Source organism: Acinetobacter sp. 1130196 (assembly GCF_000588095.1).
GTDB classification, from domain to species: Bacteria; Pseudomonadota; Gammaproteobacteria; order Pseudomonadales; family Moraxellaceae; genus Acinetobacter; species Acinetobacter nosocomialis.
In genome coordinates this window covers 34,214-60,682 of sequence record NZ_JFWX01000023.1, presented here as the reverse complement: position 1 = coordinate 60,682, position 26,469 = coordinate 34,214, and the positions used below count along the sequence as shown (strand labels likewise).

25 protein-coding genes, 2 tRNA genes, 1 other RNA gene and 1 pseudogene are annotated in these 26,469 nt (G+C 39.4%); 21 read left to right on the top strand and 8 right to left on the bottom strand.

The genetic code is table 11. The features are described from left to right. From J671_RS16560 to J671_RS26170, 5 genes are all read left to right on the top strand, one after another. Nucleotides 1-339, top strand: a 339-nt coding sequence (locus J671_RS16560; protein ID WP_031982644.1) for a DUF4376 domain-containing protein, incomplete at its 5' end; no start/stop codon positions are given. A gap of 68 nt (nt 340-407) precedes the next feature. Then, on the top strand, nt 408-764 hold the full coding sequence (locus tag J671_RS16555) for a hypothetical protein (RefSeq protein WP_031982916.1): 357 nt from the start codon (nt 408-410) through the stop codon (nt 762-764). Continuing rightward, nucleotides 761-979, top strand: coding sequence for a hypothetical protein (locus J671_RS16550; protein WP_001083663.1), 219 nt, complete (start codon nt 761-763; stop codon nt 977-979). Before J671_RS16555 ends, J671_RS16550 begins: the two co-directional genes overlap by 4 nt. Beyond that, nucleotides 969-1,523, top strand: coding sequence for a lysozyme (locus J671_RS16545; protein WP_031982915.1), 555 nt, complete (start codon nt 969-971; stop codon nt 1,521-1,523). The genes J671_RS16550 and J671_RS16545 overlap by 11 nt, the downstream gene beginning before the upstream one ends. Nucleotides 1,524-1,647: 124 nt before the next feature. Further along, nucleotides 1,648-1,842 carry a hypothetical protein gene (locus J671_RS26170; protein WP_031982913.1) on the top strand — a complete coding sequence of 65 codons (195 nt, stop codon included), beginning with the start codon at nt 1,648-1,650 and terminating at the stop codon, nt 1,840-1,842. On the opposite strand, the gene J671_RS16540 is transcribed toward J671_RS26170, so the two are convergent. Next, nucleotides 1,839-3,053, bottom strand: a complete 1,215-nt coding sequence (locus J671_RS16540) for a tyrosine-type recombinase/integrase (protein ID WP_017725138.1) — start codon at nt 3,051-3,053, stop codon at nt 1,839-1,841. The two genes, J671_RS26170 and J671_RS16540, sit on opposite strands and share 4 nt — an antisense overlap. Before the next feature lie 321 nt (nt 3,054-3,374). Here J671_RS16540 and coaD point away from each other — a divergent pair, with 321 nt between their 5' ends. The 5 genes and pseudogenes from coaD (at nt 3,375) to J671_RS26070 (ending at nt 5,987) form a co-directional block, all read left to right on the top strand. Further along, nucleotides 3,375-3,866: a pantetheine-phosphate adenylyltransferase gene (gene coaD, locus J671_RS16535; protein ID WP_000047853.1), complete on the top strand. Its 492-nt coding sequence runs from the start codon at nt 3,375-3,377 to the stop codon at nt 3,864-3,866. 1 nt (nt 3,867) lies between these two features. Continuing rightward, the gene (locus J671_RS0104695; protein ID WP_001979799.1) at nt 3,868-4,131 is read left to right on the top strand and encodes a YfhL family 4Fe-4S dicluster ferredoxin; all 264 of its coding nucleotides are present in this window, start codon (nt 3,868-3,870) and stop codon (nt 4,129-4,131) included. Nucleotides 4,132-4,158: 27 nt separating this feature from the next. Beyond that, nucleotides 4,159-4,513, top strand: an RNA gene (gene rnpB, locus J671_RS16565) — RNase P RNA component class A. Between the two features lie 64 nt (nt 4,514-4,577). Further along, nucleotides 4,578-4,654, top strand: a tRNA-Met gene (locus J671_RS16530). 148 nt (nt 4,655-4,802) lie between these two features. Further along, nucleotides 4,803-5,987 (top strand): annotated as a pseudogene (locus J671_RS26070) (porin). Nucleotides 5,988-6,039: 52 nt separating this feature from the next. Here the strand turns inward: J671_RS26070 and J671_RS16515 are convergent. Beyond that, nucleotides 6,040-7,020: a LysR family transcriptional regulator gene (locus J671_RS16515; RefSeq protein WP_004710275.1), complete on the bottom strand. Its 981-nt coding sequence runs from the start codon at nt 7,018-7,020 to the stop codon at nt 6,040-6,042. A gap of 103 nt (nt 7,021-7,123) precedes the next feature. Between J671_RS16515 and J671_RS16510 the strand changes: the two genes are divergently transcribed. The 7 genes from J671_RS16510 (at nt 7,124) to J671_RS16480 (ending at nt 14,806) form a co-directional block, all read left to right on the top strand. Beyond that, nucleotides 7,124-8,236 carry a tartrate dehydrogenase gene (locus J671_RS16510; RefSeq protein WP_004710273.1) on the top strand — a complete coding sequence of 371 codons (1,113 nt, stop codon included), beginning with the start codon at nt 7,124-7,126 and terminating at the stop codon, nt 8,234-8,236. Nucleotides 8,237-8,256: 20 nt separating this feature from the next. After that, nucleotides 8,257-9,909, top strand: a complete 1,653-nt coding sequence (locus J671_RS16505) for a BCCT family carnitine transporter (RefSeq protein ID WP_006581588.1) — start codon at nt 8,257-8,259, stop codon at nt 9,907-9,909. 11 nt (nt 9,910-9,920) lie between these two features. Next, on the top strand, nt 9,921-10,895 hold the full coding sequence (locus J671_RS16500; RefSeq protein WP_004888395.1) for an alpha/beta hydrolase: 975 nt from the start codon (nt 9,921-9,923) through the stop codon (nt 10,893-10,895). A 42-nt stretch (nt 10,896-10,937) separates the two neighbouring features. Further along, nucleotides 10,938-12,053: a carnitine monooxygenase subunit alpha gene (gene cntA, locus J671_RS16495; RefSeq protein WP_004710265.1), complete on the top strand. Its 1,116-nt coding sequence runs from the start codon at nt 10,938-10,940 to the stop codon at nt 12,051-12,053. A 63-nt stretch (nt 12,054-12,116) separates the two neighbouring features. Beyond that, the gene (locus tag J671_RS16490; RefSeq protein ID WP_004888394.1) at nt 12,117-13,568 is read left to right on the top strand and encodes an NAD-dependent succinate-semialdehyde dehydrogenase; all 1,452 of its coding nucleotides are present in this window, start codon (nt 12,117-12,119) and stop codon (nt 13,566-13,568) included. 47 nt (nt 13,569-13,615) lie between these two features. After that, nucleotides 13,616-14,572: a carnitine monooxygenase, reductase subunit CntB gene (gene cntB, locus J671_RS16485; protein WP_004888393.1), complete on the top strand. Its 957-nt coding sequence runs from the start codon at nt 13,616-13,618 to the stop codon at nt 14,570-14,572. A 157-nt stretch (nt 14,573-14,729) separates the two neighbouring features. Beyond that, a tRNA-Met gene (locus J671_RS16480) sits at nt 14,730-14,806 on the top strand. Nucleotides 14,807-14,849: 43 nt separating this feature from the next. Here the strand turns inward: J671_RS16480 and J671_RS16475 are convergent. From J671_RS16475 to J671_RS16450, 6 genes are all read right to left on the bottom strand, one after another. Further along, complete coding sequence (locus tag J671_RS16475; RefSeq protein WP_004888392.1) at nt 14,850-15,878, bottom strand: hypothetical protein; 1,029 nt, start codon at nt 15,876-15,878, stop codon at nt 14,850-14,852. After that, on the bottom strand, nt 15,871-17,496 hold the full coding sequence (locus J671_RS16470) for an NAD+ synthase (RefSeq protein ID WP_004710259.1): 1,626 nt from the start codon (nt 17,494-17,496) through the stop codon (nt 15,871-15,873). The genes J671_RS16475 and J671_RS16470 overlap by 8 nt, the downstream gene beginning before the upstream one ends. Nucleotides 17,497-17,881: 385 nt before the next feature. Next, complete coding sequence (locus J671_RS16465; RefSeq protein ID WP_006582131.1) at nt 17,882-18,442, bottom strand: hypothetical protein; 561 nt, start codon at nt 18,440-18,442, stop codon at nt 17,882-17,884. Nucleotides 18,443-18,532: 90 nt separating this feature from the next. After that, on the bottom strand, nt 18,533-19,393 hold the full coding sequence (locus J671_RS16460; protein ID WP_004888390.1) for a pirin family protein: 861 nt from the start codon (nt 19,391-19,393) through the stop codon (nt 18,533-18,535). Nucleotides 19,394-19,564: 171 nt separating this feature from the next. Next, on the bottom strand, nt 19,565-20,017 hold the full coding sequence (gene hemJ / locus J671_RS16455; protein ID WP_002050435.1) for a protoporphyrinogen oxidase HemJ: 453 nt from the start codon (nt 20,015-20,017) through the stop codon (nt 19,565-19,567). Between the two features lie 18 nt (nt 20,018-20,035). Continuing rightward, a complete protein-coding gene (locus J671_RS16450) occupies nt 20,036-21,265 on the bottom strand; it encodes a beta-ketoacyl-ACP synthase II (protein ID WP_002050356.1) in 1,230 nt (409 codons plus the stop codon). A 296-nt stretch (nt 21,266-21,561) separates the two neighbouring features. Between J671_RS16450 and J671_RS16445 the strand changes: the two genes are divergently transcribed. From J671_RS16445 to fusA, 4 genes are all read left to right on the top strand, one after another. After that, nucleotides 21,562-22,878 carry an EcsC family protein gene (locus J671_RS16445; RefSeq protein ID WP_031952347.1) on the top strand — a complete coding sequence of 439 codons (1,317 nt, stop codon included), beginning with the start codon at nt 21,562-21,564 and terminating at the stop codon, nt 22,876-22,878. Nucleotides 22,879-23,078: 200 nt separating this feature from the next. Next, entirely contained in the window at nt 23,079-23,453 is a 375-nt protein-coding gene (rpsL, locus tag J671_RS16440) for a 30S ribosomal protein S12 (RefSeq protein ID WP_002050319.1), read from the top strand. 159 nt (nt 23,454-23,612) lie between these two features. After that, the gene (gene rpsG, locus J671_RS16435; RefSeq protein ID WP_001138055.1) at nt 23,613-24,083 is read left to right on the top strand and encodes a 30S ribosomal protein S7; all 471 of its coding nucleotides are present in this window, start codon (nt 23,613-23,615) and stop codon (nt 24,081-24,083) included. A 178-nt stretch (nt 24,084-24,261) separates the two neighbouring features. Then, nucleotides 24,262-26,400: an elongation factor G gene (fusA, locus tag J671_RS16430; RefSeq protein WP_002050327.1), complete on the top strand. Its 2,139-nt coding sequence runs from the start codon at nt 24,262-24,264 to the stop codon at nt 26,398-26,400. Nucleotides 26,401-26,469 lie beyond the last annotated feature (69 nt).

Genomic DNA, 26,469 nt, shown 5'->3' with positions numbered 1-26,469 from the left:
GTAGATCCTCGAACTCTAGATCAGGTTAAGGAGCATAAATGGCTTGAGATAAAACAAATTAGAGAAACCACCGAATTCGGTGGTTTTTCATTTAATGGATATAAATTTGATTCAGATGAAAAGTCTCAGAGCCGCATTATTGCAGCAAGTGCATTAGGCGTAGAGGTTGAATGGACATTATTCAACAATACCGTTATCACATTATCAGGGGAGGAATTAAAAAAGTTAAGACAAGCATTGGCAGAGCATGTATCTATGTGTCATGCAAGAAGCAGAAAAGCTAGAGAGAGTATTGCGCTGGCTAAAACGAAAGCTGAAGTAGATAAGATCAGTTTTTAATATTAACGAGACATTTTATAGCACCTAATTCGGGTGCTTTTTTATTGCCTAAACGAAAGGGGGAAGGCATGACTGAAAATGAATCATACGGGTTGAGATTTGAAAAGAAAATCGACTCCATTCAAAGTGATATTCGCATGTTGTCAGATCATGTTACTCGACTGACTTTCATTAATGAAGCACATAAGGAAACTAGCGAACAGAACAAAAAAGATATCGATACTCTTGATATAAAAGTTGCCAATTTAGAAAACCGTACAGCTTCGCAAGATGGTGGAATTTCTGTGCTGCGTGTATTGCTGGGAATATTTGCAGGCATCGTATTTTCATTGTGTGCGTGGGTTGGATCTTCAATTATTCAATTAAGCCAAGACCAGTCTTTAATTAAAGAGAAAGTATCACGGTTGGAGGAAGCAAAAAGATGAACAGTGAAAATACAAGAGCTTATCTAGCTTTCGCATTAGTGGGACTGATGTTTGTTTTAGTGATTGCTTTATTTTTTGTGGATATGCCGCGAGAAAACAGCAATCTGATTAATACGGCATTGGGCTTCATTGCTGGGGCTATGACAACTGCATGTGGCTTTTATTTTGGTAGCTCTGAATTAGAGAAAAAGAAAGGTGAATCCAATGACAACTAAACCATTCTTCGACGCTGCCCGTGTCATTGCAGGTGGTAAACTCACTCAAGCACAAGTAGACGATCTAAATAAAGTGGTCGAAAAACTTGCACCAGGTGGGAAAACTACAAGTGATGTTGGTGTAGATTTAATCTCAGGATTTGAAGGCACACGATTCACAGCTTATGACGATGGTGTAGGGGTTTGGACTATTGGCACAGGAACTACAGTTTACCCAAATGGCGTGAAGGTTAAGAAGGGCGATGCTTGTACAGCAGAACAAGCTAAGACTTACTTTAAACACGACTTAGCTAAATTTGAAAAGACTGTAAATGAATCGGTCACTGTGCCTTTAACTCAAAATCAGTTTGATGCTTTGGTATCGCTGACTTATAACATCGGCTCAGGTGCTTTTAATAATTCAACCTTATTAAAAAAACTGAATAAAGGTGACTATCAAGGTGCTGCTGATCAGTTCCTTGCATGGAAAAAGGCAGGTGGTAAGGTTTTACCCGGTTTAGTTCGTCGTCGAGAAGCAGAGCGAGCACTCTTTTTAAAGAAGTAACTTATATGTGCAAACGTACCAAAGTTGCATCTATCATCACATTGCTGTGTTTAATCTTCTCAGGTTGCACAGCTCACACAATTAATAGTAATGTGAATGTCTCGATTTGTGTGAGAGCTTTGTGATGTCGCAAGTCATGATCATGGTTTCGGAAGCGGGCAGAATGGAGAATACTTGCAATCTACCCGCTGATTTAGATAAGTACGGGAATGTTCTTAAAATCTATGACTATTCATTAAAAGAGTTGCCAATTAATTTAGATGGCACTGTGTCTTACAATGGCAAAAGATGGACCTTTGATAAGAAGCAAAATTATTAGTCTTTCCAGCTATCTACAATATCTGCCCAGTCTTGCATCATTTTTCGTCTAGCCTCTAAGTGCTGCGAATGGTCGTACGATGCTTTTGTCTTGTTAGATTCAGCATGAGCAAGCTGTTTTTCTACCCAAGCTTCCTCATAGCCCTTTTCATATAGTAGGGTAGAAGCTGTAGCCCTAAAATCATGAGTGGTCACGCCTTTTAAGCCAATATATTCAAGCATACTGTTAAGCGTTTCTTTAGCTAACATGCCATCATTTTTCTTACTGAAAATAGCAGGGAAAACTAATTCGCTATCACCAGAGATTGTATATTGACGCTTAAGTACTTCATATACTTGGTCAGATATAGGGAGAATATGGATTCTGGATTTTTTCATTGCCTCTTCTGGAAATCTAATAAGTCGTGTATCAAATTCGACCCATTTCCATTGCATTTTTCTAATTTCAATTGCCCGAAGCATTGTATATAAGAGAATGAAGCCAGCATTCTTAACAGTCTCTGTTCCATTGTATTTAGGCAATTGAGTTCTTGCCTTTTTTCTTTCTTCTTTAGTTAAGGCTCTTGCATGTTTTACACGAGGTCGCTTGATAACATCGCGTACAGCATAAGTCGGGTCATTCTCTAGTCGCAATGTGGCAATTGCATAACGGGTTACAGCACCAATGAATCTTCGATTTTGTAAAGCAGCAGATTCACCCGTCATTTTTCCATTGGTTTCTTTAGTAACACGATTAATCGTATTATTTAAAATCTTCAATACGTCAGCCGCAGTCACATCTTTAATATTTTTTTTGCCAATAACTGGGCATATATCTTTTTCTAAAGCAGTATCGAACTTCTCTTGATAAATTTCAGACTTCAACGTCATACGTTTTTCTTTAAATTCGGCTGCAATAGCGTTGAATGTATTTTTTCCTTCTTCTAATGCCTTGGCCTTATTATTTTGTCTATCTTCTACTGGGTGTATGCCTTTGGCTAATTTTGCTCGCATTTCATCCTTTAAGATTCTAGCGTCTGCCAAAGTAATAGCTGGGTATTCGCCAAGACTCATAGAAGATTCTTTACCATTAAAAACAAACTTAAACCGCCAAACTTTAGCTCCTGAAGGGCGAACTTCTATGTAAAGTCTATCTGCATCTAATATTCTGTAGACTTTTTCTTTAGGTTTCAGTGCTTTAATTTTAAGATCAGAAAGTTTTGCAGAGGCCATGAGGTAAGGGTAAGTAGTTTGTTACCCGCATTATTACCCGTTTTTTTCGAGGATGTAAACAAACTAAAAGGAACTAATAAGAACAACAACTTTTATAATTCAAAAACTTAGCTTTAAAAAAGGAACTATAGAGAATTAAAATAAACATCGACACTTATTATTCTTTACTACTGTTGCTTTCGCCATAATTCAAACTTCCACAATTGCCCCTATTGTGCCGTAAACTGATGCCAAGGTGAAGTTTTTTCCCACATATCAATATTTCGCCTCATGTATAACTTTTGCTAAAATAGGTGCACAATACAATTAGAGTACTAGCGGATGTCTAAAACGCGTGTAATTTATCCTGGAACATTTGACCCTATCACAAATGGGCACGTTGATTTAGTTACTAGAGCATCAAGAATGTTTGATGAGGTCGTAGTAGCGATTGCAATTGGACATCATAAAAATCCTTTGTTCAGTCTAGAAGAGAGAGTTGCACTGGCACAGTCATCATTAGGCCATCTATCAAATGTTGAATTTGTAGGTTTTGATGGTTTATTGGTTAATTTTTTCAAAGAACAAAAGGCTACAGCAGTACTTCGCGGTTTAAGAGCAGTATCTGATTTTGAATATGAGTTTCAATTGGCTAATATGAATCGCCAGTTGGACCCACATTTTGAAGCCGTGTTTTTAACACCTTCCGAACAGTATTCTTTTATTTCTTCGACGTTGATTCGAGAAATTGCACGCTTAAAAGGTGATGTAACCAAGTTTGTTCCGCAAGCTGTGGTTGAAGCTTTTGAACGTAAACATCAACAAGGTTGGTAAAGTGTCGTTATATATCACCGATGAGTGCATAAACTGTGATGTTTGTGAACCAGTTTGCCCAAATGAAGCTATTTTTATGGGTGAAGTGATTTATGAAATTAATCCAGATTTATGTACCGAGTGCGTTGGTCACCATGATCAGCCACAATGTCAATTATTTTGTCCAGTCGACTGTATTCCTAAAGATCCGCAGCATGAGGAAACGGAAGAACAGCTATTAGACAAATATAAAAGATTAATTGCTCAAAAAAGCACAAGCAATTAGTGAATAAATTTGTTAATATGCGCCCTCGAAGTGAGCCGGATGGTCGCTGCTGTGGAGGTCTCCGTGACTGAAGCAGGAGAGGAAAGTCCGGGCTTCATAGGGCAGGGTGCCAGGTAACGCCTGGGCGGTGAAAGCCGACGGAAAGTGCAGCAGAGAGTAGACCGCCTCATTCGTGAGGTAAGGGTGAAAGGGTGCGGTAAGAGCGCACCGCGTGTCTGGTAACAGTTCACGGCATGGCAAACCCCACCAGAAGCAAGACCAAATAGGAATCCTAGGTGCGGCCCGTACTGGATTCGGGTAGGTCGCTTGAGCGTATGAGTGATTGTACGCCTAGAGGAATGACCATCCTCGACAGAACCCGGCTTATAGGCTCACTTCACCTCATTTTATTTAAAATTTTTCTTGACGCGCGGTAAAGAAGCTAAGATAATGCGCGCACAGTTTACGGCTATGTAGCTCAGTTGGTTAGAGCACCGCACTCATAATGCGGGGGTCACAAGTTCAAGTCTCGTCATAGCCACCATTTTACAGACCACGCTCCTGCGTGGTCTTTTTTTATGCTTATTTTTTGATTAAACACAGTTTGTAAAGACCGACTTTATAGTTCTGGCATTGTTTGTCTAACCCAATTTCTTCATGTTCTTATAACACTTAACAAGGATGTTGAAGACATGAAAAGGTCATTATTATTTTTAGGAATTCTAAGCTTAACTGCTGGAGCACAAGTCTCTGCGGCTGATTTGAGTTGGGGTGATCCAACTTTAGATTCGGGTCAATTTAAAGTGTCTGGTGCGGTACGTTCCCGTTATTTACATAAGGACTATGTGGTTGAGGCTAATGAAGGCTCTCAAAATGATGACTGGCGACTCACAGATATTAAATTAGTGTTGGGTTACGAAAATCCAGATTGGATTGCGGGCTTAGATGCTCGTTGTTACCAATATAATCGCCTGTGTGATGCAATTTTTCTAAAAAAAGCATGGGCAGGTTATAAACTGTCTGATCAACAAAGAGTTACAGTAGGTTTACAACCTGTTGATTTTGGCTTTGGAGAATTTTGGGGCAGCAGTTATTACGAGACACTTTTAAATACCGTCGGTTTAGAAGATATTGATAATTTAGGAATTAAATATAAATTTGCAGATGATAAATATAATTTGACCTTAGGTTTTTATCCATCTGATGGTGGAAATTATAAGGGTACTTCAAAGGACTAAAGCCGATATAGTGGTAATTTTGTTGAAGCTGATGACTTGTCCAATGGCACTAATATTGAAGAAAAAAATATGTGGATTGGCCGCGCATCTAGAAAATTTGAAATTGATAAAGCTCAAAATTTTTCAACAGAATTGGGTGGTTCGTTTTGGTATTCTGATTTAGAAAATAAAAGAACAAACATAGATGGACATCGTAAGTCATGGAATGTGTTTGCTCAAACACAATACCAAGCTTGGCAATGGATGTTCTTAGCAGGTAAGCAAGATGTCACGAATGGAGATGATTTATTTCCAAATAGTTCAACTATTGGTGCTTTCGACTATCCATATCAAGTAGCGAATAAGGGTAAGTATTTGGTTAATGAAATTAATTACACCTTTGCTCAGCCATTTCATCAACTTACCAATATTAAGCCTTATATTTCTCATAGTCGCTTTTTCAAAGATGAGGATGGCTATAAAGACTCTGAGCGTTTAATTGCAGGCGTTTATTTTAATTACAAAGCCATTGGTATTCAGGGCGAATATATTATGAGTAAAAATGACCCAATGGTAGGTGGTGGGGCAAATGGCCTTGCACAAGGTAGCAGTAATGACTGGGATAAACTGTTTTATCTTTCAATTGGATATTATTTCTAAAATTTAAAAGCGAACGATTGCCCTAAGTGAATAGGCTCACTTAGGGCTTTTTTTATAGAAAGACTTTTTCAGGTGGTGGTTCTCGTTTGACGGCTGGTGAAATGAGTTGTCCCCGATTTAGGTTTTGTACATGCTGTAAACGATTAAGTAATTCATTTTGAATAAACAAAATACAGGTTTGCAGTTTGGACGAGCTTTTCAGACGGGATGGATAAACTGCCCAAACATCTGCGTCTTGCCAATATTCAGGCAAAATATGCTGAAGTTGGCCAGTAATCAGTTCGTCTGCAACATCCCAAATCGAACGGAAAATAATACCGTGACCTTCTATGGCAAGCTGATGAATAATCTCGCCGTTATTAGAAACAAAACGTGGTTTGATATGCACTGAAACATCTTCAGAAGCATGTCTAAATTTCCATAGTACAGATGATTGATCACGTTCACTAATCGTTAAACAGTCATGTGTTTGCAAATCTTCAATACTGTCTGGTACGCCGTGTTTAAGTAAATAGCTAGGTGCTGCACATAAAATTCGAAAATTAGAAGCTAACTTCTTCGCAATCATATTGGGTGCAATTTCATTACCAATTCTGATGTCTAAATCAATACTGTGTTGAATCAAGTCCTTGGTATTGTCGATGGTGTCAAAATGTATTTGAAGCTTTGGATAAAGCATCATTAATTTAGACAAAATTGGTGCGATATGTTTCCTGCCAAAACCAAAGCTACTAATAATATCCATACGACCCGTAGGCGTACTGAGCGGGTTATTGACCAGTTCACAAACTTCATCAAATTCCTCAAGAATATTTGAAACTCTCTCAAGAATGAGTTTGCCATCTTCTGTCAGGCTAACGTGACGCGTACTGCGATGAAAAAGTTTGCAGCTTAACGTGTTTTCTAAAATATTAATTCGCTTGCTAATAAAAGCTGGCGATGTCCCAAGTTCCTCAGCAGATTCGACAAAACTTTTTAGTTTGGCGACTGTGCAAAAAACCTTTAAATCCGATAGGTTAGGTAGATTATTCACGATCCGTGTCCATTGGATTGATAGTTCCGTTGTTGATCATTTTTGCTTAAAACATCATGTTTAAGCCATACAAGGATATTAGTCGAAGGTGTGAAGGAAGCTTATGGCAAAAAGATATAAAGTTGCCACGATTGCAGGCGATGGCATTGGTTTAGAAGTTCTACCAGAAGGCATTAAGGTTGTAAAGGCAGCAGCAGAGAAGCATGGCATTGAGCTTCAGTTAGATGCTTTCGATTGGGCAAGCTGCGATTATTACCTTGAGCACGGCAAAATGATGCCGGATGACTGGTTTGAAACTTTGCAGGGCTACGATGCAATTTATTTTGGCGCTGTAGGCTGGCCAGATAAAGTGCCTGACCATATCTCGCTTTGGGGTTCGCTGCTCCAGTTCCGTCGTGGTTTTGACCAATATGTGAATTTACGTCCAGTGCGCTTAATGCCAGGTGTGAAATGTCCATTGGTAGGTAAAAAACCGGGCGACATCGATTTTTATGTGGTTCGTGAAAACAGTGAAGGTGAGTACTCAGCCATTGGTGGCAAAGCTTTTGAAGGAACAGACCGAGAGTTTGTTTTACAAGAGGCTGTATTTACACGTCATGGTGTAGATCGCATTTTGCGTTATGCATTTGAATTTGCAAATCAACGTGATGCGAAAAAAATTACTGCAGCGACTAAATCAAATGGTATTGCTGTCAGCATGCCGTACTGGGATGAGCGCGTTGATGCGATGGCAAAACAATATCCACAAATTCAAGCTGATAAACAGCATGTTGATATTTTGGCGGCTCGTTTTGTGTTGCAACCTGAGCGTTTTGATGTGGTTGTGGCATCGAATTTATTTGGCGACATTCTTTCCGATTTAGGTCCTGCATGTACGGGAACCATTGGTTTGGCTGCTTCAGCAAATTTAAACCCAGAAAGAAAATTCCCATCACTGTTTGAACCTGTACATGGTTCAGCACCAGATATTTACGGTAAACAAATTGCCAACCCAATCGCTGCGATTTGGTCGGGTGCCATGATGTTCGAATTCTTTGGTGAAGAAGACGAACGTTGTATCCAAGCAGGTCAGGATATTATGCACGCGATTGAGAATGTCTTAATTAATGGACCAAAAACAGCGGATATCGGTGGTCAGGCGAAAACTTATGAGGTAGGAGATGCAATTGCATCATGTGTAGCCCAAACTAAAATGGACGTATTCGCTATGGAATAACGCCATCCAAAAATGGATGTATGGATATGGATAATCAAAACACAAAAATTTATACGGATAAAGTTCTTGCCGTAACCAGCTTACTGTTTGTATTTATTTCAGTTGCTGGTTTGGCGATTTATTCGCAAGAATCGATCAAGATTGCTGCAACGTGGATGCAGTGGACGACATCGGTATTTACAACCCCAGTATTACTGTTTGCTTTTTTAGCCATCATTTTTACTTTTGGTCTTGCCTTTAGTAAATACGGAAAAATTAAGCTTGGAGAAGGAAAACCTCAATACAGCACAATGTCATGGATATTTATGTTCATCTTGTCGGGTATTGGGTCTTCCACACTGTACTGGGGCTTTTTGGACTGGGCCTACTATTATCAAACTCCGGGTTTGAGCCTACCGCCTGAGTCAGCAGAAGCATTGAAATATAGCGTGGCTTACTCGTTTTTTCACTCTGGTTTAAGTGCTTGGGCAATTTATGCTTTGGCATCAATTTCTTTATGCTACAGCTATCATGTGAGAAAAAACAAAGGTTTAAGTTTAGCTTCAGTGATTGAGGCTGTGACAGGCTTTAAATCAACCGGCGTGGTTGGTCGTTTAGTCGACTTAATGTTCTTGCTTTGCATGTTTGGTGCATTGACGATTTCATTGGTACTCACTGCCGTAACATTTACCAATATTTTGTCTCAGCTCACAGGCATACCAAATACCTTTATGACCAAGGTCATCATTATTTTGGCAGTTTCAGTTCTGTTCGCACTAAGTTCTTATGTAGGTATGGACAAGGGCATGCAGCGTTTAAGCCATATGGTGTGCTTGGGTGTAGTGTTATTTGCAATTTATGTACTTTGCTTTGGTCCGACTCAGTTCATTTTGAATAACTCATTAATGAGTTTTGGGTTAATGGCTACCAACTTTGTCGATATGAGTTTGTTTACCGACCCAATGGGTGACGGCAAGTTTACTCGAGAATGGACTGTTTTCTACTGGTTATGGTGGATTTCATATGCACCGGGTGTGGCACTCTTTGTAACGCGTGTTTCTAAAGGTCGTACCATTAAAGAAGTGATCTTTGCCATGGTAATTGGCGGCAGTGTCGGTCTTTGGTTCATCTTTGGTGTGTTTGAAAACTACAGCGTTTATAGCTTTATTCATGGGGCTGTCAATGTACCGCAAATCTTAAGTCAACAGGGTGGTGAGGTTGCGATTGGTCAATTGCTCAGTCTGTTACCTGCCGGAAAATTAATGATGTGGATTTTCCTCGGCATCATGGTGGTGTTCTTGGCAGCGCATATGGATGCAGTCGGATATGCGGTTTCAGCAACATGTACACGTGGTTTAAGTGAAGGACAAGACCCATCACCAAACGCTCGTCTGTTCTGGTGTGTCATGCTGACTTTAGTTCCAATTGCCATGATTTTTAGTAAAGCACCGTTAGACACCATGAAAACGGCAACTATTGTGACGGCTTTACCATTCATCGTGATTATTCTGATTCAAACCTATGGCTTAGTGAAATGGCTAATTCAGGATTATGCCAAAGTCCCATCGCATTTAATTGAGCAACAAGGTTATGATGATGCGGAAATTGGTTTAAACCAGTCTCAAGATGAACATGCAAAACGGATGCAGCTTGAGCTTGCAAGCTCAATCAAACTGGATAGAAAAACCAGCTAGAGGGAACGGTAATGACGACACGTGGACAGACTACTTATGTCTTAAGTGAAGAAATGCAAAGCTTAGTGTACTGGAGCAGCATTTATTCACCAGCAGATGCAGATATTGACTCAATTCGTGCAGCATATGACGCGATGTGCCGACACTACACTTTGCCACGTGATGGCAAGATTGAAGTAGAAGACCGAGTGGTTGCAAATGCAGGGCATCCTGTACCTGTTCGTGTGTATTTACCAAAAACAAATCGACCTAAAGCTGGTTGGCCATGTGTGTTGTATTTACATGGCGGTGGTTGGATGGTCGGTGGACTCGATTCACATGAGTTTATTACCAGTTATTTATGTCAGGACTTAAATGCAATTGTCATTGGTGTAGATTACCGCTTAGCACCAGAACATCATTTTCCTGCAGCTTTTGAAGATTGTTTAGCGGTATATCAATGGATTAAACAGCATGGTTCAGCTTGGCAAATCGATGGTGAAAGTATCGTTCTAGCAGGTGATAGCACAGGCGGTAATTTAGCAGCCGCTCTTGCAGTGGATCTACAACATAGTGGTTTGCAAGCTCAAGGGCTGGCATTGGTTTATCCATGTTTAACGACAGCATTTGATACCCCAGCCGTGCAAAAGCACGCCCATGCGCCGTTGTTAACGGCTGAAGATATGCATTTTTATTTAAAGGAATATGCACCGAATTCACAAGAGTGGCAGGATTTACGTCTAGCACCTTTATTGGCAATTGATTTTTCAGATATGCCTACAAGTTTTGTGGCAGTTGCAGAATATGACCCTTTAAGTGATGACGGTTATCTCTTTACCCAAAAATTGGAACAAGCAGGCATCCCTAACGAGTTTCATTTAGGTAAAGGTTTATTACATGGCAGTTTACGTCTGATGCGTGACTGTCCGGAAGTTCAACATTTATATCAAAACATGCTAAGTGCAATACGTCGCATGTTGAGCAGTGCCGAAAAGACATCAATTTAATATCGAGTCATTTGGACGAAAAGAATTTAATGGAGTAAAAACATGAGTGCAGTTGAAAAATTACCTGAAGATTTTTGCGCAAACCCAGATGTTGCATGGACTTTCCCTAAAGTTTTCTATACTTCATCTCAAGTTTATGAGCATGAAAAAGAATCAATCTTTGCTAAAAGCTGGATTTGTGTTGCACATGGCAGTGAGTTGGCTCAGCCAAATGACTATATTACCCGTAAAGTAATTGGTGAAAATATTGTCATCATTCGCGGTAAAGATAGTGTTCTACGTGCGTTTTATAATGTGTGTCCACACCGAGGCCATGAGCTTTTAAGTGGCAGTGGTAAAGCAAAAAATGTCATTACTTGCCCATATCATGCATGGACTTTCAAGCTAGACGGTAGCTTGGCATTGGCACGTAACTGTGACCATGTTGAATCTTTCGATAAAGAAAACTCAAGTATGGTTCCTTTAAAAGTCGAGGAATATGCAGGCTTTGTTTTCATTAATATGGATGAAAATGCGACTTGTGTAGAAGACCAGCTTCCAGGCTTTGCTGAGCGTTTAAATCAAGCATGTAGTGTAATTAAAGATTTGAAATTGGCGGCTCGTTTTGTAACAGAAACGCCAGCAAACTGGAAAGTTATTGTCGATAACTACTTGGAATGTTATCACTGTGGGCCTGCTCATCCGGGCTTTGCTGACTCAGTACAAGTCGACAAATATTGGCACACCACACATCAAAACTGGACATTGCAATATGGCTTTGCGCGTTCATCTGAGAAGTCATTTAAGCTTGATCCATCAGTAACAGATCCTGAGTTTCATGGGTTCTGGACTTGGCCTTGTACTATGTTCAACGTACCACCGGGCAGCAACTTCATGACTGTGATCTATGAGTTTCCAGTTGATGCAGAAACGACGTTGCAGCATTACGATATTTACTTCACTAACGAAGAACTGACTCAAGATCAAAAAGATTTGATTGAATGGTATCGCAATGTATTCCGTCCTGAAGATTTGAACTTGGTTGAAAGTGTGCAACGTGGTTTGAAATCACGTGGATATCGTGGCCAAGGTCGTATTATGACTGATAAGCAACGCTCAGGAATTAGTGAGCATGGTATTGCTTACTTCCAACATTTAGTGGCGCAGCATCATAAATAAAACAAATGGATTTATTCAGGTGTAAAGATCACTTACACCTGATTCTTCAGTTAGGAAGATGATATGTCGAGTTTACAAAGTACTGAACTATTTCAGCAACAAGCCTATATTAATGGGCAATGGCTAGCTGCACAGTCGAATGCGACTGTTCCGGTGAGTAACCCAGCTACAGGCGAAGAAATTGGCACAATTCCGAATATGGGAGCGGCAGAGGCAACGCAAGCAGTTGAAGCTGCCTATATGGCTTTACAAAGTTGGAAAGCTTTAACTGCCCAAAATCGTGCTGATATCTTGTTGGCTTGGCATAAACTGGTTCTCGATCATACCGATGAACTTGCTTTAATCATGACCATTGAGCAAGGCAAGCCTTTAGCAGAAGCAAAAGGTGAGGTTCGCTATGCTGCATCATTTATTCAATGGTTTGCCGAAGAAGGCAAGCGTATTTATGGTGATGTGATTCCAACCGTAAATAACCAGCAGCGTTTTATTATCAGTAAAGAACCTGTGGGTGTCGTGGCTGCGATTACGCCGTGGAATTTCCCAATTGCCATGATTACCCGTAAAGCAGCACCAGCTTTAGCAGCGGGTTGTACGGTCGTGATTAAGCCAGCCAACGAAACACCTTACTGTGCATTAGCGATTGCAAAGCTTGCAGAAAAGGCGGGTATACCAGCTGGTGTGATTAATGTTGTTACTGGTAAATCTCAAGAAATTGGCTCGGTATTTACTTCACATGAAAAAGTAAAGAAGTTAACTTTTACTGGTTCAACGCCAGTGGGCCGTTTACTGATGCAGCAGTGTTCAAGCACCATTAAAAAATTGGCACTTGAGTTGGGCGGAAATGCTCCTCTGATTGTGTTTGATGATGCCGATTTAGATAAAGCTGTGCAAGGCGCGATTTTTGCCAAGTTCCGTAATGCAGGCCAGACCTGTGTTTGTGCTAACCGCATTTATGTACATGACAATATTTATCAAGCTTTTGCCGAGAAGTTTGTACAAGAAGTACAAAAAATTAAAGTCGGTAACGGTTTGGAAGATGGCGTACAAATTGGCCCATTAATTAATGAAAAAGCAGTTTTGAAAGCACAGCAGTTAATTGATGATGCAGTGAGCAAAGGCGCTAAGATTGCATGTGGTGGTAAGCAGCATGCTTTAGGACAAACCTTTTATGAACCATCAGTTTTAACTAATGTTGACCGTACAATGGAAATTGTCCAAGAAGAAATTTTTGGTCCGGTTGCGCCGCTCATTCGCTTTACAGATGAAGCAGATGTGGTTGCTCAAGCAAATGACACTATTTTTGGCTTGGCTGCGTATGTTTACAGCGAAAATATTTCACGTTTATGGCGAGTGTCGGAACAGCTTGAATATGGAATGGTCGGTATGAATGCCACAGCAATTTCAAATGAAGTTGTACCATTTGGTGGTGTGAAGCAATCAGGCGTTGGACGTGAAGGTTCAAAATATGGTCTTGAAGAATTCATGACTATTAAATACATGTGTTTAGGGCTTTAAGGATAAGCCCTAACAACAAGAATATGCGGTAAAAGAAGGATTCTAATATGGCTAGTCATTATGAAATGTTCCCAGCAGTTGTTACTCGTGTGGAACAGCTAACCCCTTTAATCAAACGGTTTACGTTCAAACGTCAAGATGGGCAGAACTTTCCTCGATTTAGTGGGGGAAGCCATATTATTGTCAAAATGAATGATCAACTTTCCAATGCTTACTCATTGATGGGCTGTACGCAAGACTTATCAACTTATCAAGTCTGTGTTCGTAAGGATGTCGAAGGTAAGGGTGGATCAGTTTTCATGCATGATCAGTGCAATGAAGGCTGTGAAATCCAGATATCAGAACCAAAAAATTTATTCCCGCTAGCTGAAACAGGTACTAAACATATCTTAATTGCAGGTGGTATTGGTATTACACCGTTTTTACCGCAAATGGATGAGCTTGCGGCACGTGGTGCTGACTTTGAGCTACATTATGCTTACCGTTCACCTGAACACGCGGCTTTACTTGATGAATTAAAGCAAAAACATCCAGAGCACGTATTTAGTTATGTTGATTCAGAAGGCAGCATGCTTAACTTAGACGAATTAATTTCATCGCAACCAAAAGGCACACATGTATATGTATGTGGACCTAAACCTATGATTGATGCGGTGATTGATTGTTGTAACAAGCACCGTTACCGCGATGAATACATTCACTGGGAACAATTTGCCTCAACAGTTCCAGAAGATGGTGAAGCATTTACGGTGGTACTTGCCAAATCTAATCAGGAAATTGAAGTACAAAGTAACCAGACTATTTTACAAGCTATTGAGACATTAAATATTGATGTGGAATGTCTATGCCGAGAAGGGGTTTGTGGTACATGTGAAACCGCTATCTTAGAAGGTGAAGCAGAGCATTTCGATCAATACTTAAGTGATGCCGAAAAGGCTTCACAAAAGAGCATGATGATTTGTGTATCAAGAGCAAAAGGCAAAAAACTGGTATTAGATCTTTAATATATTTCTGTGGCCGATCAATTGCTTAAAGTAAGAATTTGCTAAAAAATGAACAAATAATGGTGATCTGAATCATATTTGTTCATTTGGTGGGCATAAAGAGTTTTGAAGTATTGACCTGCTATACAGAACTATAGATAATGCGCACACAGTTTACGGCTATGTAGCTCAGTTGGTTAGAGCACCGCACTCATAATGCGGGGGTCACAAGTTCAAGTCTCGTCATAGCCACCATTTTAAAAACCACGCTCCTGCGTGGTTTCTTTTTATCTATTTTTTACTCATTAAAATGTTTTTCAATCATATCGAGTGTTTTTGAGCTTTGATAAAAAGGAGCTAAGAGCGCTTGAAGTAACGGTTCCAAAATACCGTGCTCATTAAAGGCATCCATAACCTTTGGATAAAAACGTAAAGCTTCAGTTTGTAAATCGGTTTCGGTTAAACCAATCTCACTTAACACTTCAAATAGACTTTGGTCTTTATAAAAATCATAAAAAACTTCGACGCCATACAAAATAAGATCTTGCATAAATTGCGATTGACGTAATTCTTTCCAGTATTCATAAATTAAGACAAAGAACTCTTCCACATCAAGAGGAGTGAGCTGTTTCATAAACTCATACATTTTTTTATGTCTAATATCTTCCCAGATATGACGCACTAAGCTTTCTAAATCTTCAGCCGACAAAAGACTTAATTCTGTAAGTTGTTCATGAATAAAACTAGCAATCCAAGTTTCAAGTTTGTGCTCGAGACGTTGTTGCTGTAAAAACGAGAATTTTTTAAGTTTATGCTGCCATTCAAAATGGTAGTCATTCACTGTAGTGGCAGTTAAAAATTTTGGTAATTTTTGTTCTAAGGTTGAAGTAGCAATATATTGGCAAAGTTGTTGAACAGAAGGGCTGGTTCTTAAAAACTCATTTAGATATTGAGGGATATGCTCCATTTCCAAAAACTTGGAAAGCCACATTTCAAACTGGTGATCGGATACCAAGTCTTGTAGCTGAATTGGAGATTTCATGGCAGATAAATAAATACGCTGTGCAATTTCCCCAATAAACTCAAGTAAGCCTGCACCCAGCTGCATTTCAAAAGCATAGCGTTTCACAACGGCTTGTAATTGTTCTAAATCTACAACTTCATAAAGTTTAATTTCGTCAGCATGTTGCATAAACAGTTGAATGAACTGCTGGAAATAAATAGGTGAGTTTTCTATCGATAATTGTTTTTTGAAAAATTCCACCTGCTCAAGCAAAAGTGCTTGAGCAAGTGCTGTGATTTTTGATGAGTTTTTCTGCTCAGTCATTTGCTGTCCAACCGTTGACAATCGGATAACGTCGTTCGCGACTAAATGCACGAGAAGTAATTCTCGGACCAATCGCACCTTGACGACGTTTGTATTCATTACGATCAACTAAACGGATGACTTTTTCAACAACTTCTTTATCGAAACCTTTGGCAATAATGTCTGCCTGACCTAAATCTTCTTCAATGTATGCATAAAGGATAGCATCCAATACATCATACGCTGGTAAAGAATCTTGGTCTTTTTGATCTGGACGAAGTTCTGCTGAAGGTGGGCGAGTAATCACACGCTCAGGAATAACCGGAGTTTCACTTAAGCTATTACGGTATTTTGCTAATTCAAACACGATTGTTTTATAAACATCTTTGAGAACAGCAAAGCCGCCCACCATGTCACCATAAAGTGTGCAATAGCCGACTGAAAGTTCAGATTTATTACCTGTAGAAAGGACTAAATTACCAAACTTGTTAGATAAGCCCATAAGCAATGTACCACGAGCGCGCGCTTGTAAATTTTCTTCAGTCGCATCGGCTGGTGAATTACCAAAGAACGGATATAAAGTTTGCATGAAGCTATTTACGATTGAGTGGATTTCGGCAATACCGAAAGTCACGCCCATACGGCGAGCTTGTTCAGCTGCATCTTCTACACTAATTTGAGAGGTGTAGGTATAAGGCATCATCACAGCTTGAACTCTTTCAGCACCGATTGCATCAACTGCAATAGCGAGCGTAAGGGCAGAGTCAATACCGCCAGAAAGACCTAAAATTACTCCAGGAAAACCTGAGCGCTCTACATAGTCACGTGTTGCCATGACTAAGCCTTGATAGATCTCTGCAAAAGTTTCCAATGCAGGAGCAGACTCGGTGACCTTATATAATTTTGTATCGCGGTCAAATTCAGCTATATACAGGTCTTCTTTAAAGCTTGGCGCTTGTAAAGCAATTTCACCATTTTGGTTGCTGACAAAACTTGTACCATCAAAAATTAAATCATCTTGTCCACCGACTTGGTTGACATAAACAATGTTTAAATGAAGCTGCTTTGCAAGCTCACTTAATGTCTGTTTACGATGCTGTGGTTTACCCACTTCATATGGCGATGAATTAAGCACAAGTACAGTATCAACATTTAATTGGCTTAATTGTTTTACTGTATTGATTGACCAGATATCTTCACAAATGAGTACACCAAACTTATGACCTAAGTACTCAAATACCAAGTGCTGATGGCCTTTTTGGAAATAACGTTTTTCATCAAAAACGCCATAGTTTGGCAAGTTGTGTTTATTGAAGACACCTAAAACTTGGCCATCTTTCATGACAGCAGCTGAATTATAACGTTGACCATCTTCTGTCTGGTTTACGAAGCCGAAAACCATCACAATATCTTTAACTTCGCTAAGTTGAGCAAAAGCCTTTTGCATACGTTTATTTAAATTTGGACGTAACAATAAGTCTTCAGCTGGATAACCAATCACAGAAAGCTCAGGAAAAATAATCAGGTCAGCATCTTGTTTTTTCGCCTGATTTGCTTGCTCAATCATCTTTTGGGTGTTTGAGTCAATATTGCCAATATGCGGAGAAAACTGAGCAAGGGCAACTTTAAAACTTTTCATTCAAACCTAATCCTAGATCATAACGAATATAAATACACATAGTGTTGATTTTTATGAATATAATTTTTCAACGATGTGTATAGCACGATAATAAACAAGTAAAATAGTAAACAAAAATGTCAAGATCAATAATATATACCAATCACATATTTTCTGCGTAAAAATAACGAGATTTTCTGTATACAATAGAAACAAGCTTCATTATTTTTATTGTTTGTATACTGCCTTAACACTCCAAATTTTGGAATAAGTTTTTATACTTATTTTCAATAATTTGACATTAATAAACTCAGATCTCAACTTTATTTTCATATTTTTTTGTTTATAAATTTTCTGATTATAAGTTAGCAAAAAAGTTACGTTGAAGACGATCTTGATTATTTAGTTACAAATCAAAGTGAGGTGAACAAATAATATTTGGCAGCTTACCTGAACAGATATCTCTAGCAATTTCTCCTTGCTGCTCAATATTGTAAGAGCTAAAAGCTTTCTGAGGATGGTAAGTGTATTTATATGGGTTGTAATATTTAAAACTCAGATAATAGGCCGTTTGCAGTAAGGCACCTTTTAGTAGTACATGAATACCTCGTTGGTATTGCATGACATGAGTCAACTCATGAATAAAAATGCCTTGTATGAATTTAGACTCTAGCGCGTAATTACTACTGTAGTCAGAAAGATTGACATAAATATTTCCATTTGGCGCCATCAAAATTCCATGAGATTGCCAAGGTAAGTAACGAGTAGCAATAATTTTAGGTCGTTCGCAATCTAGCAAATCCCCAAACACCCTTTGCGCCAAAACCTTTTCTTCAGGCGTAAGAAATCGAATTGGATAGCTTTTTAAGTGACGAAAAATAAAAAGGGTGAAAATAATAAATTGCCGATATATGAGAAGTTTAAAAGCGTTGAGAGTGAACATAGTTTTGCTAGTAAATAAGTTCATCTGTTAATTTGTAGCATAACATACATCAACTATGTTGAAAGACAGACGCAAATAACTGTGATTTGTTTCGCATGCGGTAGTTAGGCTGTTTTACTTGGCAAATCTTCCATTTTTAATATCATCATAGGCTTGTAAAATCTCATCATAAGTATTCATTACAAATGGACCATGACCATTAATCGGTTCTGTAATGGGTTGTCCTGTCAAAATAAGTAACTTACAACTTTGTAAAGCCGTAATAGAGAAATGCTCTCCTTGGTTTGACATCACTGCTAAACCTTGTTCCTCTAGGACTTCTTCATCTTTTTGAAATTGTACTCGGCCTGAACGTAAATAAACTAATGTTGTTTCGCCAGATTGAGCAGGGAAAATGGCTTGCTGACCTGCGCGGAGCTCTACATCTAATAAGGTAATAGGTGTGTGAGTAAGCGCGGGTCCTATAACATGATTAAACCGCCCGGCAATAATACGTACAAATCCAGCCTCATTTTCCAGTTTTACCACTGGTATTTCAGCTTTCTTTAAACTTTGATAGCGTGGAGAATTCATTTTATCTGCTGCTGGTAAATTGACCCAAAGCTGGATCATTTCAAAAGCACCGCCAGATTTAGAAAATTCTTCACTAAACAATTCCCGATGAATTACACCAGCGCCTGCTGTCATCCATTGCACATCGCCAGCACTTATAGACCCACCTCCGCCAGATGAATCTTTGTGTTCCAATTCACCTGCATAAACAAATGTTACCGTTTCGAACCCACGATGGGGGTGATCATTGACTCCTCTACGTTTTATAGACGGTGCAATTTTTCCGGGGCCTAAATGGTCGAGTAGTAAAAAGGGGGAGAGTGTATTACCTAACTCATGGTAGGAAAAAACAGAAAGAACTGGATAAAAATCGCCGACTGCAAAACGAGTATCGTTACGATGAATAAAAGCCAGACTTTTCATGCTTTATCCTTACTGTTTATTGAATTTATAAAAAAGATGAGGTGTTTTTATAAGAATGTATCAAGATTGCTGTAAAAGTCTTTTGCTCGGAAAAATAAATTATGAATAGGTTAAGCCAGTGAAATGAATAAAAGAATTCAGTTAAAAATCTTAGATAATAAAAAACCCCAGTTAAAACTGAGGTTTTACGACAACTAAAATCACAACAGCAAATAAAATTAAGGTTGGCATTTCATTGAAAAAACGCCAGAACTTATGTGATTTATAGTGAGCATTTCCAATAAGCTTTTTGCGATAGTAACCACAAACTAAATGATAAATCACTAATAAAGCCACTAATCCAACTTTTAAATAGAACCATGTGGCTTCATGGTAATGTCGAGTTGCATCGCCCCAGTCTACGAGAAAATGGGCGGTAATTAATGTGGCAATCATAGATGGCCACATAATACCTCGATACAACTTACGTTCCATCACTTCAAAGCGTTGATGACTTGCCGCATCCTCACTCATTGCATGGTAAACATAAAGACGTGGTAAGTAGAACAAAGCAGCGAACCAACAAACCACAGCAATAATATGTAATGCTTTTACCCACAAAAAAGCATCAGAAGGTGCATCCATCGTTAATCCTAGGTGGGATTATGCATCCCACTTCTTGAAAATTAGGCAAGCGTTTACACCGCCAAAGCCAAAACTGTTACTCATTACAGTATTCAATTTTGCATCACGTTTTTCAAGCACAATATCAAAACCTTCAGTGCCATCATCAAGCTCAGTCACGTTAATGTTTGGAGCAATAAAGTCATTTTGAAGCATTAATACAGAGTAAATTGCTTCATGAACACCAGCAGCACCCAAGCTATGACCAGTCATAGATTTAGTTGAGCTTAAAGGTGGAACTTTACCTTCACCAAAAGCACGTTCCATTGCTTTAAGTTCAGTAACATCACCAGCTGGTGTAGAAGTACCATGGGTATTTACATAGTCAATTTTTTCTACGCCGTGTTGTTTTGCTTCTTCAAGAGCCATCAAGATACAACGAGTCGCACCTTCACCGCTTGGAGCAACCATGTCTGCACCGTCACTGTTCGCAGCATAAGCAACAACTTCAGCAAGAATTTTTGCACCACGTGCTTGAGCATGTTCAAGAGATTCAAGAACAACGAAACCGCCACCACCAGCAATAACGAAACCGTCACGGTCTTTTGAATATGGACGAGATGCTGTTTCAGGGGTGTCGTTGTATTTAGAACATAAAGCACCCATAGCATCAAACAATAAGCTTTGAGACCAGTGATCTTCTTCACCACCACCAGCAAGCATAAGGTCTTGTTTACCAAGTTGAATAAGATTATATGCATAACCAATTGCATCTGCAGAAGTTGCACAAGCACTTGCGATTGAGTGAGCAATACCTTGAAGTTTAAATGCAACACCCACGTTTGCAGTAATTGTGTTTGTCATGTTACGTGGAACGAAGAAAGGACCAACTTTACGAGCACCTTTAGTTTCTAAAAGCTCAGTCATTTCTACAACAGAAGCAGTTGAACCACCACCTGAACCGCCAGCAATACCATAACGTGGATTATCTGCTAAATCTTCTGCTTTTAAGCCAGCATGTTCAACAGCGGCAACAGCAGAGTTATAAGCGTACATTGCACATACGCCCATGAATCGTTTTAATTTACGATCAATATTGTCAAAATCTTGTTCTGCAGCAGCGCTGACATGACTCTTAAAATTGAGTTCAGCATAAGTTGGGTTAAAACGTGTCCCGGAGATTCCATTTTGAAGTGAGTGAGTAACTGCTTCTAAAGAGTTACCGATACATGAGTTAATACCCATACCAGTGATTACAACACGTTTCATCTACAGGTCCCTTTATGGTGATATTTAAAGTCTATGAACATGAGCAGCTATTAAATGATAGGAGAATATAGCTGTAAGAACATTAGACATATGTTTTCGTTGTTACCATGATAGCAGAAAGGTTTTTTATTTCTTATGGCAAATCTTTATGTCAATTTTGCATTTAAAAAAAATAACCAAATACACAGTATGTTGCATTTAGGGTTAACTAAAATACACACATTCAAGTTGAGATAAATCCACATTCCACCTAGTATTTATCTCTAATTAGATAAATTAAAAAATCGAGGTACTGGATGACAAAATTTAATAATAATCAATCTGACAATTTGTTTTCTCAGGTCTTCGGAGTGGCTAAAAAGCTCAGTTCTAATGGTTTAAACATCTTGCAGCAAAGCCAAATAGGTGAGGTTAGTAAGTTGGCTGAGCCACTTGCAAGTGGTAAAACAGTAGAAGGTAATGCTAGAAGTAAAAGTCCTTTTGAAGTGGAACAGTATGAAAGTCCACAACAAATGTTACGTGAACATTTACCTAAAGTTACGCGTCAGGTGTTTGGTCGTCATTTTAGAAAGGTCAATGGTATTGCGACATTTATTTCGCCTGACTGGAATGAAAAAATATCGAGCTATTTATTTGATTGGCTAAATGACTTTAGTTCAAAAAGTACGCTGACTGAAAAAATCTTAGAAGAGGCGGGAGCAAAAGACCTATTTGAGCTGACTAAAGATACTTCACGTTCACAACGTTTAAGTCAGGCTTTAATTGAACAAAATAAACTAATTGCAAGTATTCAAGGTGCAATTACAGGTGTATCGGGTATGGTCGGTGCAGCCGTAGATATTCCTGTTTCTTTAGTATTGGTCTTAAGAACAATTTATCAAACAGGACGATCACACGGATTTGATTTGACTGAAGCCACTGATCAAGATGTCGTTGAATTTATTTTTAAAGAAGTTGATATTAGCCTGATTGCAGAGAAGCAGACAGTGCTTTTAGCACTTAAAGCTTTACGTAATATGTTAGAGACACAAGACATTCAACAGTTTCAGCAAGTACTTGGGTCTTCAAATGATATTGAGACTTTAAAAAGCTGGTTAGTCGATGAAAATGGTGAGTTCAAATGGAGCTGGTTAAATAAAGTTCCTCAACTTGCTGCGGTTGGCAAGTTTACTCCAATTGCTGGTGCAGTACTTAGTGCTGTTTATAGCTGGAAGTTACAAGAAGATGTAGGCCATAAAGCACAAGCTATTTTTGGTGCAGCACGACATTATTTAAATGAACACCCAAGTGAGCATTTATCACCATTACAAGCTTACTATGCTGCAGTAACTCTTATTCAAAAGGCAAGTCCACGTCTTTTAAATGTTGGAGAAAATGGCAGTGTACATGCAGCACAACATCATAAAATTGAAAATCATGATGTAATTTCAAAAGTATCTGTTGTAGTCAAATCCAATACTTCTGAAAAAAGTGAAGAAAAAGTGCAAGAAAATGTTCATAACGGTATTGAGCAGCTTGCAGAAAAACATGTGGTTGAGCATGAACACAGTGAACAAAAACCAGCATTAGAAATTGAAAATGATGAGGTTGTAGAGGATCAAAAGTACTCTTAACAATACAATTACAAAGACAGGGTTTGAAAATTAAGTTTCAGCCTTATTTAAATTTGTAAATCATCCTGTCAAACATTGATATGGTCAACATTTGGTAAGTATTGCCATGTTGACCATTTTTGCATCTTGGCTTACAATTATGTGCCCTTAAAAAGAGGTATTTTCTTTTTAAGGTTTTTTAATAACGGGAGAATTGCCATATGGCAACAACGAATCAGTTGATCCGTAAGGGTCGTACGACTTTGGTTGAAAAATCCAAAGTTCCTGCGTTGAAGGCTTGTCCACAACGTCGTGGTGTTTGTACACGTGTTTATACAACTACACCTAAAAAACCTAACTCAGCTATGCGTAAGGTTTGCCGTGTTCGCTTAACTTCAGGTTTTGAAGTATCTAGCTACATCGGTGGTGAAGGTCATAACTTACAAGAGCACAGTGTTGTTCTTATCCGTGGTGGTCGTGTTAAAGACTTACCAGGTGTACGTTACCATACCGTTCGTGGTTCTTTAGACTGTGCCGGCGTTAAAGATCGTAATCAATCACGTTCTAAATACGGTACTAAGCGTCCTAAGAAGTAATTCTAGGAAACTAGTCCAAAAGCCCTTTAGCGTTTCGCTTGTTTGAATTCTTCATAGATTTGTAATTCAAGCGACGTATAGTAAGGCCAGCGTCGTGTACATGACACTTGTACAAACTGCTGGATTATCCTGAAGTGTCATATTATTAGGTGTATTAAAATGCCAAGACGTCGCGTAGTCGCTGCTCGTGAGATCCTTCCAGATCCAAAATTTAGCAGCCAAACAATCGCTAAATTCATGAACCACGTAATGCAAGATGGTAAAAAATCTATTGCTGAAAGTATCGTTTACGGTGCTTTAGAACGCGTTCAAGAAAAAAACAAAGTAGACCCAGTTGAATTTTTCGAGACTACTCTTGAGAAAGTTCGTCCTATGGTCGAAGTAAAAGCACGCCGTGTTGGTGGTGCTACTTATCAAGTACCTATGGAAGTACGCCCATCCCGTCGTACTGCCTTAGCAATGCGTTGGTTAGTAGATGCTGCTGCTAAGCGTTCTGAAAAAACTATGGCTTTACGTCTTGCTGGCGAGTTGCTTGATGCAGCTGAAGGCAAAGGTGCCGCGATCAAAAAACGTGAAGACGTGCATCGTATGGCAGAAGCTAACAAAGCCTTCTCTCACTACCGTTTCTAAGCGGATAAAACAGTCCCTAATCAGGAGAATACTCATGCATACAGTAGCTAGATTCAACATTGCTCTCTACCAAAGTGGGGGCTTTGCGGGTATTTAAGTTGCCCCGTTTGAGTATTCGTGCGCATCAATTTAATTGATGCGCCCTGTTTTAAAGATAACATTTAGGAATGTAGACATCATGGCTCGCCAAACCCCAATTACTCGTTACCGTAACATCGGTATCTCTGCGCACATTGACGCAGGTAAAACAACTACAACTGAACGTATTTTGTTCTACACAGGTGTATCTCACAAAATTGGTGAAGTACACGACGGTGCAGCAACAATGGACTGGATGGAACAAGAGCAAGAGCGTGGTATTACAATTACCTCTGCTGCTACAACTTGTTTCTGGTCTGGTATGGCTAACCAATTCCAACAACACCGTATCAACGTAATTGATACACCGGGACACGTAGACTTCACAATTGAAGTTGAACGTTCTATGCGTGTTCTTGACGGTGCGTGCATGGTTTACTGTGCAGTTGGTGGTGTACAGCCTCAGTCTGAAACTGTATGGCGTCAAGCAAACAAATATAAAGTGCCTCGTTTAGCATTCGTGAACAAGATGGACCGTACTGGTGCAAACTTCTTCCGTGTTGTTGAACAAATGAAAACACGTTTGGGCGGTAACCCTGTGCCAATCGTTGTGCCAATCGGTGCTGAAGACACATTCCAAGGTGTTGTTGACCTTATCGAAATGAAGGCAATCATCTGGGATGAAGCTTCTCAAGGTATGAAGTTTGAATACGGTGATATTCCTGCTGACCTAGTTGATACTGCTCAAGAATGGCGTACTAACATGGTTGAAGCAGCTGCTGAAGCTTCTGAAGAATTAATGGACAAGTACCTAGAAGAAGGTGATCTTTCTAAAGAAGACATCATCGCTGGTTTACGTGCTCGTACATTAGCTTCTGAAATTCAAGTAATGCTTTGTGGTTCTGCGTTCAAAAACAAAGGTGTTCAACGTATGTTGGACGCTGTAATTGAATTCTTACCATCACCTACAGAAGTTAAAGCGATCGAAGGTATCCTTGACGATAAAGACGAAACTAAAGCGTCTCGTGAAGCATCTGACGAAGCTCCGTTCTCTGCACTTGCGTTCAAAATCATGAACGACAAATTCGTAGGTAACTTAACATTCGTACGTGTTTACTCTGGTGTTCTTAAACAAGGTGATCCGGTTTATAACCCAGTTAAAGCTAAGCGTGAACGTATCGGTCGTATCGTGCAAATGCACGCGAACGAGCGTCAAGATCTTGATGAAATCCGTGCAGGTGATATCGCAGCGTGTGTAGGTCTTAAAGACGTTACAACTGGTGATACATTATGTGATGAGAAAAACATCATTACTCTTGAGCGTATGGAATTCCCAGAGCCAGTAATTTCATTGGCTGTAGAACCAAAAACTAAAGCAGACCAAGAAAAAATGTCTATCGCTTTAGGCCGTTTGGCGAAAGAAGATCCATCGTTCCGTGTTCGTACTGATGAAGAATCTGGTCAAACAATTATTGCTGGTATGGGTGAGCTTCACCTTGACATCATCGTTGACCGTATGAAGCGTGAATTCGGTGTTGAAGCGAATATCGGTAAACCAATGGTTGCTTATCGTGAAACGATTAAGAAAACTGTTGAGCAAGAAGGTAAATTCGTACGTCAAACAGGTGGTAAAGGTAAGTTCGGTCACGTATATGTTCGTTTAGAACCGCTTGACGTTGAAACTGCTGGTAAAGAATACGAATTCGCTGAAGAAGTTGTTGGTGGTGTAGTACCTAAAGAATTCTTCGGTGCAGTTGATAAAGGTATTCAAGAACGTATGAAGAATGGTGTCTTGGCTGGTTACCCAGTTGTAGGCGTTAAAGCTGTTCTTTTCGACGGTTCTTACCACGATGTCGACTCTGACGAATTATCGTTCAAAATGGCTGGTTCTTATGCCTTCCGTGATGGTTTCATGAAAGCGGATCCTATCCTTCTTGAACCTATCATGAAAGTTGAAGTAGAAACTCCAGAAGACTACATGGGCGATATCATGGGTGACTTAAACCGTCGTCGTGGTATGGTTCAAGGTATGGACGATCTTCCTGGTGGAACAAAAGCAATTAAAGCAGAAGTTCCTCTTGCTGAGATGTTTGGTTACGCGACTCAAATGCGTTCTATGTCTCAAGGTCGTGCGACTTACTCAATGGAATTTGCTAAATATGCTGAAACTCCACGTAACGTGGCTGAAGGCATCATTGCTAAATTCCAAGCTGGCGGTAAAAAAGGTGACGACGAGTAATCTTTCGATTACTATAAGCCCTAACTAATTCTTAGTTGAAAACCAAGTGCTCATGGGGTGACCCTCCAT